Annotated in this window: 14 protein-coding genes; 8 read left to right on the forward strand and 6 right to left on the reverse strand. The window is 69.4% G+C overall.

The features are described 5' to 3' along the window. Positions 1–14 precede the first annotated feature (14 nt). Both ACWIDW_RS10365 and guaA read left to right on the forward strand, forming a co-directional pair. Entirely contained in the window at positions 15–497 is a 483-nt protein-coding gene (locus tag ACWIDW_RS10365) for a DUF3817 domain-containing protein (protein WP_454125053.1), read from the forward strand. Continuing rightward, a complete protein-coding gene (gene guaA, locus ACWIDW_RS10370) occupies positions 494–2,080 on the forward strand; it encodes a glutamine-hydrolyzing GMP synthase (RefSeq protein ID WP_454125055.1) in 1,587 nt (528 codons plus the stop codon). The genes ACWIDW_RS10365 and guaA overlap by 4 nt, the downstream gene beginning before the upstream one ends. A gap of 58 nt (positions 2,081–2,138) precedes the next feature. On the opposite strand, the gene ACWIDW_RS10375 is transcribed toward guaA, so the two are convergent. From ACWIDW_RS10375 to ACWIDW_RS10385, 3 genes are all read right to left on the reverse strand, one after another. Continuing rightward, a complete protein-coding gene (locus tag ACWIDW_RS10375) occupies positions 2,139–2,798 on the reverse strand; it encodes a DNA alkylation repair protein (RefSeq protein WP_454125057.1) in 660 nt (219 codons plus the stop codon). Positions 2,799–2,896: 98 nt separating this feature from the next. Then, a complete protein-coding gene (locus ACWIDW_RS10380; RefSeq protein WP_454125059.1) occupies positions 2,897–3,169 on the reverse strand; it encodes a GlsB/YeaQ/YmgE family stress response membrane protein in 273 nt (90 codons plus the stop codon). A gap of 175 nt (positions 3,170–3,344) precedes the next feature. Further along, a complete protein-coding gene (locus ACWIDW_RS10385) occupies positions 3,345–4,277 on the reverse strand; it encodes a Bax inhibitor-1/YccA family protein (protein ID WP_454125061.1) in 933 nt (310 codons plus the stop codon). 87 nt (positions 4,278–4,364) lie between these two features. Between ACWIDW_RS10385 and ACWIDW_RS10390 the strand changes: the two genes are divergently transcribed. Further along, positions 4,365–5,348, forward strand: coding sequence for a glycerophosphodiester phosphodiesterase family protein (locus ACWIDW_RS10390; RefSeq protein WP_454125062.1), 984 nt, complete (start codon positions 4,365–4,367; stop codon positions 5,346–5,348). Between the two features lie 9 nt (positions 5,349–5,357). On the opposite strand, the gene ACWIDW_RS10395 is transcribed toward ACWIDW_RS10390, so the two are convergent. Then, positions 5,358–5,750 carry a YccF domain-containing protein gene (locus ACWIDW_RS10395; RefSeq protein ID WP_454125064.1) on the reverse strand — a complete coding sequence of 131 codons (393 nt, stop codon included), beginning with the start codon at positions 5,748–5,750 and terminating at the stop codon, positions 5,358–5,360. 52 nt (positions 5,751–5,802) lie between these two features. Between ACWIDW_RS10395 and ACWIDW_RS10400 the strand changes: the two genes are divergently transcribed. Together ACWIDW_RS10400 and ACWIDW_RS10405 are read left to right on the forward strand one after the other, a co-directional pair. Further along, positions 5,803–6,774, forward strand: coding sequence for an ABC transporter ATP-binding protein (locus tag ACWIDW_RS10400; protein WP_454125065.1), 972 nt, complete (start codon positions 5,803–5,805; stop codon positions 6,772–6,774). Continuing rightward, a complete protein-coding gene (locus ACWIDW_RS10405) occupies positions 6,771–7,790 on the forward strand; it encodes an ABC transporter permease (RefSeq protein WP_454125067.1) in 1,020 nt (339 codons plus the stop codon). The genes ACWIDW_RS10400 and ACWIDW_RS10405 overlap by 4 nt, the downstream gene beginning before the upstream one ends. Before the next feature lie 28 nt (positions 7,791–7,818). Here ACWIDW_RS10405 and ACWIDW_RS10410 read toward each other — a convergent pair whose 3' ends face one another. Further along, positions 7,819–8,217, reverse strand: a complete 399-nt coding sequence (locus tag ACWIDW_RS10410; protein WP_454125068.1) for a pyridoxamine 5'-phosphate oxidase family protein — start codon at positions 8,215–8,217, stop codon at positions 7,819–7,821. A gap of 71 nt (positions 8,218–8,288) precedes the next feature. Between ACWIDW_RS10410 and ACWIDW_RS10415 the strand changes: the two genes are divergently transcribed. From ACWIDW_RS10415 to ligD, 3 genes are all read left to right on the forward strand, one after another. After that, complete coding sequence (locus ACWIDW_RS10415) at positions 8,289–10,826, forward strand: ATP-dependent helicase (protein WP_454125070.1); 2,538 nt, start codon at positions 8,289–8,291, stop codon at positions 10,824–10,826. Positions 10,827–10,889: 63 nt separating this feature from the next. Continuing rightward, a complete protein-coding gene (locus ACWIDW_RS10420) occupies positions 10,890–12,032 on the forward strand; it encodes an SseB family protein (RefSeq protein ID WP_454125072.1) in 1,143 nt (380 codons plus the stop codon). Positions 12,033–12,136: 104 nt separating this feature from the next. Further along, positions 12,137–13,198, forward strand: coding sequence for a non-homologous end-joining DNA ligase (gene ligD, locus ACWIDW_RS10425; RefSeq protein ID WP_454125074.1), 1,062 nt, complete (start codon positions 12,137–12,139; stop codon positions 13,196–13,198). Between the two features lie 21 nt (positions 13,199–13,219). On the opposite strand, the gene ACWIDW_RS10430 is transcribed toward ligD, so the two are convergent. Then, the gene (locus ACWIDW_RS10430; RefSeq protein WP_454125076.1) at positions 13,220–14,254 is read right to left on the reverse strand and encodes an ATP-dependent DNA ligase; all 1,035 of its coding nucleotides are present in this window, start codon (positions 14,252–14,254) and stop codon (positions 13,220–13,222) included. Positions 14,255–14,301: the final 47 nt, after the last annotated feature.

The raw sequence follows: 14,301 nt of genomic DNA on the forward strand, positions 1-14,301 counted from the left end.
CTAGAATGGAGGGCATGCCCGAGCCCAGAGTCGCCAGCTTCCCGGCGATCCGCGGAGCACTGAAGTTCTACCAGATCGCCTCGATCATCACCGGCGTCATGCTGCTGCTGCTCGTGACCGAGATGGTGCTGAAGTACACGCCGATCCACCTCGAACTCTTCCTCGGCGGATCCGGTGGTCCGCTCTGGTTCGCCGACGTCGTCGAGACCGCCAGCGGGCTCGAGTCGACCGGCGACGGATTCAACGTGTCGCAGGGCATCCTCATCGCGCACGGCTGGTTCTACGTCGTCTACCTGTTCGCCTGCTTCCGCATGTGGAGCATGATGCGCTGGCCGTTCATGCGCTTCATCCTGCTCGCCCTCGGCGGCGTGATCCCCCTGCTGTCGTTCTTCATGGAGGTGCGCGTCGCGCGCGACGTGAAGGCCTATCTCGCCCAGCGTGAGGCCGCGGATCCAGCCGCGACGCCTGCGCCCACCACCACGGAAGGTGTCCGTTGACCGAGCAGACCGAGACCCAGCAGCGCCCCGCGCTGGTCGTCGACTTCGGAGCGCAGTACGCGCAGCTGATCGCCCGCCGCGTCCGCGAAGCCGGGGTGTACAGCGAGATCGTGCCGCACACCGCCACCGCGGACGAGATCGCGGCGAAGAACCCCGTCGCGCTGATCCTCTCGGGCGGTCCGTCGTCGGTGTATGAAGACGGTGCACCCAAGCTCGACCCGGCCGTGTTCGAGCTCGGCGTCCCCACGCTGGGCATCTGCTACGGCTTCCAGTACATGGCGCAGACACTCGGCGGCGAGGTCGCGCACACCGGCCTGCGTGAGTACGGCGCGACCGACGCGCACATCTCCGCCACCGACAGCACGCTGCTCGCCGGTCAGCCCGCCGAGCAGAACGTGTGGATGAGCCACGGCGACCAGGTGTCACGCGCTCCCGAGGGTTTCGAGGTGCTCGCCACCACCGAGGCCACGAAGGTCGCCGCGTTCGCGGACGAGGAGCGCAGGCTCTACGGCGTGCAGTGGCACCCCGAGGTCAAGCACTCCGACCACGGTCAGGCCATCATCGAGAACTTCCTGCACCGCGGCGCGGGTCTTCCCGCCGACTGGAACAGCGACAACGTCATCGCCGAGCAGATCGAGCGCATCCGCGAGCAGGTCGGCGACGCCCGCGTCATCTCGGCACTCTCCGGAGGTGTCGACTCCGCCGTGTCGACCGCTCTCGTGCACAAGGCCATCGGCGACCAGCTCACCGCCGTCTTCGTCGATCACGGTCTGCTGCGCAAGGGCGAGCGCGAGCAGGTCGAGAAGGACTACGTCGAGTCCACCGGCGTGCGCCTGATCACCGTCGACGCCGTCGACACCTTCCTCGGTCACCTTGCCGGGGTGACCGACCCCGAGACCAAGCGCAAGATCATCGGCCGCGAGTTCATCCGCGCGTTCGAGCAGGTGCAGCGCGACCTCGTCGAAGAGGCGAAGGCCACCGGCGGGGCGCCGGTGAAGTTCCTCGTGCAGGGCACCCTGTACCCCGACGTCGTCGAGTCGGGCGGGGGAGCGGGCACCGCGAACATCAAGTCGCACCACAACGTGGGCGGCCTGCCCGACGACCTCGACTTCGAGCTCGTCGAGCCGCTGCGCGCGCTGTTCAAGGACGAGGTCCGCGCGATCGGACGCGAGCTCGGCATCCCCGAGGCCATCGTCGGCCGCCAGCCGTTCCCGGGCCCCGGCCTCGGCATCCGGATCATCGGCGAGGTGACCCGCGAGCGTCTCGAGATCCTGCGCGACGCCGACGCGATCGCCCGCGAGGAGCTCACCCGGGCGGGCCTCGACGAGACCATCTGGCAGTGCCCGGTCGTGCTGCTCGCCGATGTGCGCTCGGTGGGCGTGCAGGGCGACGGCCGCACCTACGGCCACCCGATCGTGCTGCGTCCCGTCTCGAGCGAAGACGCGATGACGGCAGACTGGACCCGGCTGCCCTACGACGTGCTCGCGAAGATCTCGAACCGCATCACCAACGAGGTGCGCGAGGTGAACCGCGTGGTGCTCGACGTCACATCGAAGCCGCCGGCGACCATCGAGTGGGAGTGAGAGAAGGGGCCGCGAGAGCGGCCCCTTCTTCGTCTCCCGTGCGCCCTGACACGGTCGCTCAGCCGAGGTGCTTCAGCGCCTCGCGTCGCGACAGCGCAGACAGCTCCGGATGCTGCGACACGAAACTCCTGACCCAGTCCGGATCGTGCCTGCCGAGGTCGCGCAGCGCCCAGCCGATCGCCTTGCGGAGGAAGAACTGCCGATCGGCTACATTGGCGAGGATCGCGTACTCGAGCACATCGCGGTCGGTGGCGTTCCGCCGGCCGAGCTGGGAGATGATGGCCGCGCGACGCACCCACGTATCGTCATCGTCTGCCCAGACACGCATCTCGACCGCCATCCAGAGGGGATCGACGTCGAACAGCTCCCGCAGTCGATGGGCGGCCTCGTCGACCAGATCCCACCAAGCTCCGGTGCGGATCATCTCCTCGTGCACGTTCAACAGCGTCACGTCGCCGCGCAGGGGTCGCAGCGCCATGACGGCGAGCGCCGCGTAGCGCTCCTCGCGGAACTCCGCCTCGCGCCACAGGGCCAGCGCGGTCTCGAGCAGCACGGCAGCATCGGCGTCCCGACATGCAGCCCGCACCGCAGCCCGCACGGCCGGCATCCGCACACCGAGGAACGGCAGCGCGGATCTCATGTACGCCTGCTGGCCGGGAGCGAGCGCGGGGTCGGCGGCCGCGCGAAGCGCCTCCCTGATCTGCTCGACGAGTGCCATCGGACAAGAATCTCAGAGAAAGTCCGGTCCGTCATCGATCGGTGCCCGCACAGGAAAGAGGCCGCTGCCCGAAGGCAGCGGCCTCTTTCCTGGGGAGGTCAGACGCGGCGGCGGTCTCCGCGGCCGACGATCAGGCCGTAGATCAGCAGCACGATGATCGAGCCGCCGATCGCGAGCAGCCAGCTGCCGAGGTCGAAGAAGCCTTCGACACCCTTGCCGAACAGCACGCTGCCCAGCCAGCCGCCGAGCAGCGCGCCGACGACTCCGAGCAGAAGGGTGACGATCCAGCCGCCGCCCTGCTTGCCGGGAAGGATCAGCTTCGCGATCGCGCCGGCGATGAGTCCGAGGAGGAGAAAGGCGAGGAAGCCCATGATTGTCTCCGATCTGTGAGTGATACCGGGGGTTCCCGGATGAATCAACCCTGCCCGATCGCTACGAGTGTGCGTCATCCCCTTGTGCACATTCCTCGGATGCGGTAAAAGCTCGCGGACAGACAAAACGGGCCGCCCTCCGAGGAGAGCGGCCCGTTCGCGAAACAGCTGCTGATCAGTCGTTTCCGCGCAGGATCGCGAGGATGCGCAGGATCTCGACGTACAGCCAGACGACGGTCACCATGATGCCGAAGGCGCCGAGCCAGCCGTACTTGCGCGGGGCACCGTTGCGCACGCCCTGCTGGATCTGGTCGAAGTCCATCACCAGCGAGTAGGCGGCCATGAACACCACCAGCACGCCGATGATGAGGCCGAGCGGGATGCCGAAGATCTCGGCGCTGTAGAGGCCGAAAGCCTGACCGGCGGGCAGGACGCCCGTCCACATCAGCACGAGGTTGAGCACCGAGAAGACCAGGTAGCCGAGCATCGCGATCATCACGATCTTGGTCATCTTCGCGCTGGCGCGCACCTTGCCGCTGGCGAAGAGCGCGAGAGTCACGCCGACGACCGCGATGGTCGCGAGGGTGGCCTGCATGACCACGCCCGGCCAGATGATCTCGAAGTAGGCCGAGATGGCACCGACGAACAGGCCCTCGAACGCCGCGTACGCCCAGATGAGGGCGGGGCGCACCTTCTTGCGCGAGGTGAACGTGACGACCATGGCGAGCACGAAGCCGCCCAGTGCGCCGACGAGCCACGGGGTCATGTCGGCGTTGCCGCCGGAGTTGACGAAGCTCGTCGCCGTCCACACCCATCCGGCGACGGCCGTCACGAGCAGGATGGCGAAGAGACCGGCGGTCTTCCACACCGTGTCCTCGACCGTCATCCGGTCGGTCTCGAGGGCGCCGGCGGACGGCGAGGTGTACATTCCCTCCAGCTGCGCGTTGGCGGCGGCATCCATTCCCGCGTGCTGGAACGACGCGGTGCCGGCGGCTGCGCCCGGCGCGGGCGGCGGCGCGTAGGTGCCCTGAGACGAACCGGGATAGGACGCGACATTTCGCGGATCCTGCTGTTGGAACGCCGGGTTGTTGAATGCGAAATTGCTCATGGTGGCCTCTGCTCCCGAGGGATCGGTCATCTCTTTCCTCAAAGATACTCGCGGCAACCTATGGAATGGGTGCTTTACGCTGTGAGCGTGCCCAGGAGAAGACCGCTGATCATCGGGCATCGGGGCGCCCCCGGCTACCGTCCCGAGCACAGCCGATCGTCGTACGAGCTCGCCCTGGTGATGGGGGTGGATGCCGTCGAGCCCGACGTCGTCGCGACGAAGGACGGCGTGCTCGTGCTGAGGCACGAGAACGAGATCTCCGGAACCACCGACGTGGCGGATCATCCGGAGTTCGCCGGACGCCGCACCACCAAGCGCATCGACGGCGTCTCGCTCACCGGCTGGTTCACCGAGGACTTCACCTGGGCCGAGCTGTCGACGCTGCGCACCCGCGAGCGGCTGCCGAAGATCCGCCGCTCCAGCGCCACATTCGATGACGGGCAGCCCATCCTGCGCCTCACCGACCTGCTCGACCTCGTGCGCGCCGGGTCGGACGAGCACGGACGTGAGATCGGCATCGTGCTCGAGATCAAGCACGCCACCTACTTCGACAGCATCGGACTCGACCTCGCGCCGCTCATCGAGCGCGACCTGCGGGCGGGCGGCTGGGCCGACGGCGATCTGCCGCTGATCATCGAGTCGTTCGAGTCGACCATCCTGCATCGACTGCAGAAGACCGGCATCGCGGCATCCTTCATCTACCTGATCGAGGCGACCGGCGCGCCGTTCGACCTCGTCAGCGCGCGGGGCGACGACGCGCCCGACTATGCGTCCGCCGTCACGCCCGACGGTCTCGACCGGCTGGCAGGGTCAATCGACGGCATCAGCGTCAGCAAGAGGATGCTGCTGGCGTCGGGGAACACGATCGTCGCCGACGCGCATGCGCGCGGTCTGCGGGTGTTCACCTGGACGTGCCGCCCTGAGAACACGTTCCTCGACTCGCGGTTCCGCATCGGCAAGGCGAAGTCGGCGTTCGGCGACTACGAGGCCGAGTGGCGAGAGATCGCCGACACGGGCGTCGACGGGGTGTTCGTCGACCATCCCGACCTGGGACTCGCGTTCTTCGGCTGAGCCGCGAGCTCACCGCTTGAAGGCACCGCCGCGGCTGGGCACGATCTCCTTGCCGAGGGGCATGAGCGACACGGGCACGAGCTTGAAGTCGGCGATCCCCATCGGGATGCCGATGATCGTGATGCACAGCGCGATGCCGGAGAGGATGTGGCCGAGGGCGAGCCACCAGCCGGCCAGGATCACCCACACGATGTTGCCGAGGATCGATCCGAGCCCCGCCTTGGAATGATCGACCACCTGACGCCCGAACGGCCACAGCGAGTATCCGGCGATGCGGAACGACGCGATCGCCCACGGGATGGTGATGATCGGGATGCACAGCACGATGCCGGCCAGGATGTACCCCAGCCACAGCCAGAATCCGGCGAAGATGACCCAGATGATGTTGAGGATCGTGCGCATGGCCTGATTCTGTCACCTCTGCCCTGGGCTCGCTGCCCTAGGCTCGGGTCTCATGGACGGAGTGGTCGCGCAGGGGGTCAAGCGGTCGTTCGGGTCGGTGGATGCTGTGGTCGATGCCACCTTCCACGCGCTGCCCGGTCGTATCACGGGGCTGGTCGGTCCGAACGGCGCGGGTAAGACGACGCTGCTGCTCATGCTCGCGTCGCTGCTCGCCCCGGATGCCGGTCGCATCAGCATCGACGGCGTGGATCCGGTCGCCGATCCGGCGGCGGTGCGGCGGATGCTGGGCTGGATGCCTGACACCCTCGGCGCCTGGCCGTCGCTGACGGCGCGGGAGAGCATCGTCACGACGGCACGGCTGCACGACATGCCGCCGGCGGATGCCCGATCGCGCGCCGACGAGCTGCTCGCGCTCGTAGGGCTGACCAATCACGCCGGGTCGCCCGCACGGGTGCTGTCCCGCGGCCAGAAGCAGAAGCTCGGCCTCGCCCGTGCTCTCGTGCATCGTCCGCGGGTGCTGCTGCTCGACGAGCCGGCATCCGGACTCGACCCCGAGGCGCGGGTGCAGCTGCGCATGCTGCTGCGCGACCTCGCCGCGCAGGGCACGACCATCCTCATCTCCAGCCACGTGCTGTCAGAGCTCGAGGAGGTCGTCGACGACACCGTCTTCCTCGTCGCGGGCTCTGTCGTCGCCGCGGCGCCCGCCCCGGCCACGCGCACCTACCGGGTGCGGCTCGCGGTCGGCGAGGCGCCGGGGGCGGTGGCGGATGCTCTCGGCGTGCCGCGCGAGCAGGTCGGTGCCGACCGCGGCGACGCGCTGCTCGTCGTGGCCGACGACGCGGGCGCCGTCGGGGCGCTGCGCACCCTCGTGTCCGCCGGTCTGCCGGTTCTGGAGTACGGGCCCGCGCAGAGCGCCCTCGAGGCGTCGTTCCTCGCCCTCCGGCATCCGGGATCGCCGCCGGCGTCGGCACCCGCACCACCTCCGCCGCCACCGGCGGCACCGCAGGAAGGAGCCGCGTCGTGAGCGCATCCCGCATCCTCACCATCGCCCGGCTCGAGCTGACTCAGCGGCTGCGCAGCGTGGGCTGGTACGTGCTGCTCGGGATCTTCGCCGTGCTGCTGCTGGGCATCACAGCCCTGTCGTTCCTGGTCTTCTCGAACAACGAGCTGCCCGGCGCGGGCGTCTTCTCGATCATCGTCAACTTCGTGCTGCTGCTGGTGGTGCTCGTGTCGCCGACGCTCAGCGGCAACGCGATCAACGGGGATCGCGACGCGGCGACCCTCGCTCCGATCCAGGTGACCGCCGCGACCACCGGCGACATCATGCTGGGCAAGCTGCTGGCCGCCGTCGCGACCGGGTGCGCGTTCCTGGTCATCGCCGTGCCGTTCCTCGCCGCCGGGTTGATCGGCGGGGGCGTCACGCCGGGGATGTTCTTCGTCTCGGTGCTCGTGCTGCTGGCCGAGACCATCGTGGTCGCCGCGATGGGGGTGGGGCTGAGCGGGCTCATCGCGCGTCCGCTGTTCTCGATCGCCGCCACCTACCTCGTCGTCGCAGCGCTCGTGATCGGCACGCTCATCGCCTTCGGGCTGGGCGGCGCGGCGCTGCGCACCGAATACACCCAGCAGGAGCGCATGTGGGACGACTCGGGCGAGCCGATCTGCGACCAGTGGCAGGAGTACACCTACGAGCAGCCGCGGTTCGATCTGGTCTGGGGCTTCCTCGCGGCGAACCCGTTCGTCGTGCTGGCCGACGCCACGCCGACGCCGTTCGTCGACGGCTACCCGCAGGACCTGTTCGGGCAGGTGAAGTACGGCGTGCGGATGGCTCAGGTGCGGCCCGAACCGCAGCAGTGGGATCCGTGCGAGAGCGGCGGGCCGGTGGCCTCGCCGACCCCCGAGGAGCAGATGCGCGGCACGGTGCCGAGCTGGTTCGTCGGGCTCGGCATCCAGCTGGTGATCGCCGGCGGTCTCTTCGCCGGCGCCTGGTCGCGCACGCGCACGCCCGCCCGTCGGCTTCCTCCGGGAACACGCATCGCCTGAGGCGGGCCGGGCGCGCCGCCCGTGATGCTCAGTGGCGTCGGCGCACGCGTCGGCCGGAGATCGAGCTCGGCGTGAAGCGCAGCGGCAGCGACCTGTCGCCCTCGGCCCACGGGCTGCGCCGCGAGGCGCCGGGCACCGCAGCCAGCTCGTCGTCCGTCATCTCGGAGACGGTTCCGCTCAGCAGCACGCTCCAGCCGGACCCTGCGAGATCGTCGTGATGATCCACTTCGAAGGCCACCCGCAGCGTGCTCTCGGTCAGCGCGCTGAGCAGCCCGGTCGGCGCGGTCCGGATGACGACGTCATCGCCGTCGACGAGGTAGTTCACCGGGATGATCTGCACGCGGTCATCCGCGACGAAGCCGACCCGTCCCACGGTCGTCGCCCTGAGCAGCTCGCGGCAGTCCTGTTCGCTCAACTCGGTCATCATCTCGGCACCGTCCTCCCGGCTCGCTCCGAGCGTACCCCGGTGTCGGACGCCCCGAATAGACTCGAAGTGCCATGACCGACGTCCCTCTCATCGTCCCCGCATCCTCCGGCCACCGCCCCTCCGACGGCCGCGACGAGCTGCTCGCCGGACTCAATCCGCAGCAGCTCGAGGCGGTGACCCATCGCGGCAGCGCGCTGCTCATCGTCGCCGGTGCCGGGTCGGGCAAGACGAGCGTGCTGACCCGCCGAATCGCCCTGCTGCTGCGCCAGCGCGAGGCGTGGCCGAGCCAGATCCTCGCGATCACGTTCACGAACAAGGCGGCGGCCGAGATGCGCGAGCGCGTCACCGGTCTCGTGGGCGACGTCGCCCGCGGCATGTGGATCTCGACCTTCCACTCGGCGTGCGTGCGGATCCTGCGCCGCGAGGCCGAGCAGTTCGGCTTCACGAAGTCGTTCACGATCTACGACTCGGGCGACTCCCGCGCGCTGCTGAAGAGACTGGTGAAGGATCACGACGCCGATGCGTTCGGCATGACTCCCGGATCGGTGCAGTCGCGCATCTCGAAGCTGAAGAACGAGCTGACGGATGCCGAGGGCTTCGCCCGCCAGGCCAATCTCAGCGACCCCGCCGAACGGAAGTTCGCCGACGTCTTCGCCGACTACCAGCGTGCGCTGCAGAAGGCGAACGCCTTCGACTTCGACGACCTCATCGGCCAGACCGTCTACCTGTTCCGCGCCTTCCCGCACGTCGCCGATGTGTACCGCCGTCGCTTCCGGCACATCCTCGTCGACGAGTACCAGGACACGAACCACGCGCAGTACGCCCTGATCCACGAGCTGACCCGCCCGGTCTCGGGAGCGAGCGCCGAGGCGGATGCCTTCGAGATGAACGGCATGATGATCTTCGAGCCGGACCCTTCGACAGGCCCTTCGACAGGCTCAGGACAGGCCGCAGGGACCCAGGGGGCGGCTGATTCCGAGGGTGCGTCGCTGACGGTGGTCGGCGACTCCGACCAGTCCATCTACGCCTTCCGCGGCGCCGACATCCGCAACATCAGCGAGTTCGAGCGAGACTTCCCCGGCGCGAAGGTCGTGCTGCTCGAGCAGAACTACCGGTCGACGCAGAACATCCTGTCGGCGGCGAACGCCGTGATCGGCAACAACTTCGACCGCAAGGCGAAGAACCTGTGGAGCGACCGCGGCCCCGGCGAGAAGATCGTCGGCTTCACCGGCTACTCGCAGCACGACGAGGCCCAGTTCGTCGCCGACGAGGTCGAGGCGCTGCGCCGTGCGGGCATCCCGTACTCCGAGATGGCCGTCTTCTACCGCACCAACTCGCAGTCGCGTGCGCTGGAGGAGATCTTCATCCGCTCGGCCGTGCCGTACAAGATCATGGGCGGCACGAAGTTCTACGAGCGCGCCGAGATCAAGGACGCCCTCGCGTACCTCGTCGCCGTGGCGAACCCGGCCGACGAGATGGCGGTCCGTCGCATCCTGAACAAGCCTCGGCGCGGTATCGGCGACGTCACCGAGACGTCGATCGCGCGCTTCGCGGAAGAGCACGGGCTCAGCTTCCGCGACGCCCTGCGCAATGCCCCGCTGCTGGGTGTGGGCCCGAAGATCCAGGCCGCGATCATGCAGCTCGACGCGGTGCTGAACCAGGCAGCCGAGATCCTCACCCCGTCGTCGGGTGAGGTGCCGCCGGCGACCTCCGTCGCCGAAGGGCTCACCGTGCTGCTGAACGGCAGCGGCTACTTCGACATGCTGCGCGCCAGTCGCGACCCGCAAGACGAGGCGCGGCTCGAGAACCTCGACGAATTCGTCGCCGTGGCGCGCGACTTCGCGCGCAACAACCCCGACGGTGCGATCGCCGACTTCCTCACCGAAGTGGCGCTTGTGTCGGATGCCGACGACCTCGACGACGAGTCGGGAGTGGTGTCGATGATGACCATGCACACCGCCAAGGGGCTGGAGTACGACGCGGTGTTCGTGACCGGCGTCGAGGAGGACCTCATCCCGCACCGGATCTCCGCGGGCGAGCCCGGCGGGCCGCAGGAGGAGCGTCGGCTGTTCTACGTGGGTCTCACCCGGGCGCGCAAGCGGCTGCACCTGTCGCTGGCGATGACCCGCGCGCAGTTCGGCGAGGTCTCGGTCGCGATGCCCAGCCGGTTCCTGCAGGAGATCCCCGGCGATCTCATCGACTGGCGCCAGTCGCCGGGCGACGTGAACTCCCGCGGCGGGATGCAGTCGCGCGCGCTGAACGCCCGCCGGTCCGGCGGCTGGGGCGGCGGAGGAAATGGGTCCCTGCGGCCTGTCCTGAGCCCGTCGAAGGGCCTGTCGAAGGGCTCGCCGAAGCCGCTGCCCAAGGGCGGCGGGCTGAAACCGCTGGCGACGGCGATGGACCGGTTCCCGAACAAGGTCACCGGCAAGGTGCGCGACAACGGTGATCTCGAGCTGGCATCGGGCGACCGGATCCGCCACGACGACTTCGGCGAGGGTCGCGTCGAGGCAGTGACCGGCGAGGGTGCCAAGCGCATCGCGCACGTGCGTTTCGACTCGGCAGGGCAGAAGAAGCTGCTCATCAAGATCGCGCCGATCACGAAGCTCTGAGACGCCCGGAGCCCTGCGGCGCCGGGCGGCTCGCGCGCATCGCGTGCGGTTAGGCTGACTCCCATGGCCCTCTTCTCCCGCCGCAAGAAGTCCGACGACCAGTCCACCGCCCCGGCGGCACCCGCAGCCGAGGCCGAGACCGTCGACGAGCCGGCAGCCGAGGCGGCGGCCGAGCCGGTGCCCGAGGTCAGCATCTCGGTGCAGGCCTTCCGCGGGGTCGGCGCCGACGCCGGTCCCGAGGTGAGCCTGCCGACCGACAGCACGACCGAGGGCCGGCCGGAGCCTGCACGACCCTCCTCGCCCTCGGCTCAGCGCCTTCCGGGGGAGCAGCAGGACACCCCCGGCACTGAGCAGACCGCGCCGCGCCTTCCGCTCGCGCCGGCCATGCCGCCCGAGCAGACGCACACGGTCGACGGGCTCACCGACAACGTGCTGCTTCGCGAGGCGCTCGCCGAACTGCAGGAGGGGGCGACCAACGAGCAGCTGCTCGGCGTGATGCGACAGTCGCTCCAGGGTCATCTCTACCTGCGCGTGCACGGAGACGCCCGCGAGCAGATCAGCTCGGGGAAGCCGCTCTCCGTCGGGGTCATCCGCGACGGCGAGCGCTCGTTCATGCTCGCGTACAGCTCCGGCCGCGCTCTGCAGCAGTCGCTGGAGGGCGTCGAAGACGCGGCGGCGACCTCGGCGATCGCCCAGCCGTCGACAGCGGTGTACCAGCAGGTGATCGCCGGCGGCTTCACCGGCATCATCATCGACAACTCCTCCGCGCCGCATCGGGCGGTGTTCCCCACCGAGCTGCTGCAGAAGGCGGTCGAGCAGGCGGACGAGAACATGGCGGTCAAGAGCACGCTGGCCGCGCCCCGCGACGAGCAGAGCGCCGTCCGCGTCGCCGAGGCGCTCGCCCGCACCCGCTGCTGGGTCGCCGTCAACGACGGCTCGAACGGTCAGCCCGTCGGCATAGCCGAAGCCCATGCGACCGACGGACGCCGGTTTCTGCAGGTGTTCTCGCACCCACTCGAGGTCGTGGCACTCGGACGCAAGGATCAGCCGCTGCCGTTCCAGCCCGAGCAGCTGGCGAAGGTGCTCGGCGAGCACTCCGGGCTCGCGGGCGTGCTGGTCGACATCGCGGGTCCGTCGATCGCGATCGAGCGCGACGCGCTGAGCGCCGTGCTGGTGCTCGGGCTCGAAATCGGCGACGACGACTGATCGACCTGCGCCGGGCAGCACCTTCGCAGCGGCCGCGCATAGCCGCGTCGCTCGGCGGTCGCCAGCCCCTGTGCACGGCGTCGCCCGCGCTCTAGTGTCGGAGCATGGCCTCTGAGCGAGTGAAGCTGACCGTGCAGGATCCCGACGGCGAACGCGTCGTCGACCTGTCGAGCCCGAACAAGGTGGTCTGGCCCACAGATGACGGCGACGGCATCACCAAGGCGGAGTACGCCGACTACGTGCAGCAGGTGTCGGGCGCGTTTCTGACATCCACCGGCCACCGACCGGTGTCGCTCGAGCGGTTCCGCGACGGCATCCGGGGCGAGCAGTTCTTCTCGAAGAACCCGCCCAAGGGGACCCCCGACTACGTCGAGTCGGTGATGTGCACGTACAACAGCGGGCGCCGGCATCCGCAGCTCGTGCTTACCCGCCCGAGCGCGATCGTGTGGGCGGTGCAGATGAACACCGTCGTGTTCCACCCCTGGGCATCCCTCGCCGCCAACACCGACAACCCGGTCGAACTGCGCATCGACCTCGACCCGCAGCCCGGCACGGGCATCGAGCAGGCCATCCCCGCGGCGATCGAGCTGCGCGAGGTGCTGCGCGAAGCCGGGCTCGACCCGTTCATCAAGACCAGCGGCAACCGCGGCCTGCACGTGTTCAGCCCGATCGTGCCCGAGTGGGAGTTCCTCACCGTGCGCCACGCGGTGATCGCCGCCGGGCGCGAGCTCGAGCGCCGGATGCCCGATCAGGTCACGACGAACTGGTGGAAGGAGGAGCGCGGCGAGCGGATCTTCGTCGACTTCAACCAGGCGAACCGCGACCGCACCATCGCGGGCGCGTACAGCCCGCGGGCCCGGCCCAACGCGCCGGTGTCGACGCCGATCCACTGGGACGAGCTCGACGACCTCGACCCGACGCGGTTCACGGTGCGCACCGTGCCCGCGCGGCTCGCCGACATCGGCGATCCGTGGGCCGACATGCAGGACTCGCCCGGCCGGATCGACACGCTGCTCGCGTGGTGGGAGCGCGACGTCGAGAACGGGCTCGGCGAGCTGCCGTTCCCGCCCGAGTTCCCGAAGATGCCCGGTGAGCCCCCGCGCGTGCAGCCCAGCAAGAAGGTCGCCGAGAACTGGGACGAGAACGGCGAACGCGTCGACGACTGACGGCGGCCGTCCGGCCGGCGGCTACTGCAGCACGTCCGCCAGGTCGTACCCGGCGACCGTCTCGAGCTGGTCGTACGTGCACGAGCGGGCGTCACGGTCGGGCCGCCAGCGCTCGAACTGCACGGTGTGCCGGAAACGATCACCCTCGAGCTGGTCGTAGCGCACCTCGAGCACCCGCTCGGGACGCAGGCGCACGAACGTCATGTCCTTCGCACCCGTGAACCGCGAGCGCTCGCTCTCGCCGGTCACCGCGTCGCCCGCCTCGTCGCGCACGACCAGCGGGGCGAGGTCGTCGACGAGCTTGCGGCGCATGGCGTCCGTCCAGGCGGCGACGCCACCGACCTGCCGCAGGATGCCCGTGTCGTCGTACAGCCCGACCAGCAGCGACCCGACGCCCGAGCCGCTCTTGTGCACGCGGTAGCCGAGCGCGACGACGTCGGCGCTGCGGGCGTGCTTGATCTTGATCAGGGTGCGCTTGCCGGGTGCGTACGGGTCGTCGAGCGGTTTCGCGACGACGCCGTCCAGACCCGCGCCCTCGAACTCCGCCAGCCAGCGGCGGGCGAGGTCGGGATCGTCGGTGGTGCGGGTCAGATGCAACGGATGCGGGGCATCCGACAGCATCCGCTCGAGTCGCGCCCGCCGCTCGCGGAACGGATGCCGCTGCAGATCCTCCTCGCCGTCGGCGAGCAGATCGAAGGCGATGAACATCGCGGGGGTCTCGGCGGCCAGCTTCGCCACGCGCGAGGCGGCCGGGTGGATGCGCTGGCTGAGCGCCTCCCAATCGAGGCGCTGCGCGCCCGTCGGCCCGGTCGCCACGACGATCTCGCCGTCGAGCAGGCACGGCCCCGGCAGGATGCCGGCGAGCTGCTCGACGAGCTCGGGGAAGTAGCGGGTGAGCGGCTTCGCCCCGCGCGAGCCGATCTCGAGCGTGTCGCCGTCCCAGGCGACGAGCCCGCGGAAGCCGTCCCACTTCGGCTCGTACAGCAGCGGGCGCTTGGCCGGGTCGGGGATGGATGCCGCCGCCTTGGCGAGCATCGGAGCGGGGATGTCGTACATGTGCCGGTCCTCCCGGGTCGGATCAGACGAGTCTGGCACGGGATCGA

This window comes from Microbacterium sp. NPDC055312 (assembly GCF_053645675.1).

What these genes read in the sequence shown, in the direction of transcription:
- ACWIDW_RS10365 (WP_454125053.1), top strand. Translation starts at nt 15, where the DNA reads ATGCCCGAGCCCAGAGTCGCCAGCTTCCCGGCGATCCGCGGAGCACTG.
- ACWIDW_RS10375 (WP_454125057.1), bottom strand. Translation starts at nt 2,798, where the DNA reads ATGGCACTCGTCGAGCAGATCAGGGAGGCGCTTCGCGCGGCCGCCGAC.
- ACWIDW_RS10380 (WP_454125059.1), bottom strand. Translation starts at nt 3,169, where the DNA reads ATGGGCTTCCTCGCCTTTCTCCTCCTCGGACTCATCGCCGGCGCGATC.
- ACWIDW_RS10385 (WP_454125061.1), bottom strand. Translation starts at nt 4,277, where the DNA reads ATGAGCAATTTCGCATTCAACAACCCGGCGTTCCAACAGCAGGATCCG.
- ACWIDW_RS10395 (WP_454125064.1), bottom strand. Translation starts at nt 5,750, where the DNA reads ATGCGCACGATCCTCAACATCATCTGGGTCATCTTCGCCGGATTCTGG.
- ACWIDW_RS10400 (WP_454125065.1), top strand. Translation starts at nt 5,803, where the DNA reads ATGGACGGAGTGGTCGCGCAGGGGGTCAAGCGGTCGTTCGGGTCGGTG.
- ACWIDW_RS10410 (WP_454125068.1), bottom strand. Translation starts at nt 8,217, where the DNA reads ATGATGACCGAGTTGAGCGAACAGGACTGCCGCGAGCTGCTCAGGGCG.
- ACWIDW_RS10415 (WP_454125070.1), top strand. Translation starts at nt 8,289, where the DNA reads ATGACCGACGTCCCTCTCATCGTCCCCGCATCCTCCGGCCACCGCCCC.
- ACWIDW_RS10420 (WP_454125072.1), top strand. Translation starts at nt 10,890, where the DNA reads ATGGCCCTCTTCTCCCGCCGCAAGAAGTCCGACGACCAGTCCACCGCC.
- ligD (WP_454125074.1), top strand. Translation starts at nt 12,137, where the DNA reads ATGGCCTCTGAGCGAGTGAAGCTGACCGTGCAGGATCCCGACGGCGAA.
- ACWIDW_RS10430 (WP_454125076.1), bottom strand. Translation starts at nt 14,254, where the DNA reads ATGTACGACATCCCCGCTCCGATGCTCGCCAAGGCGGCGGCATCCATC.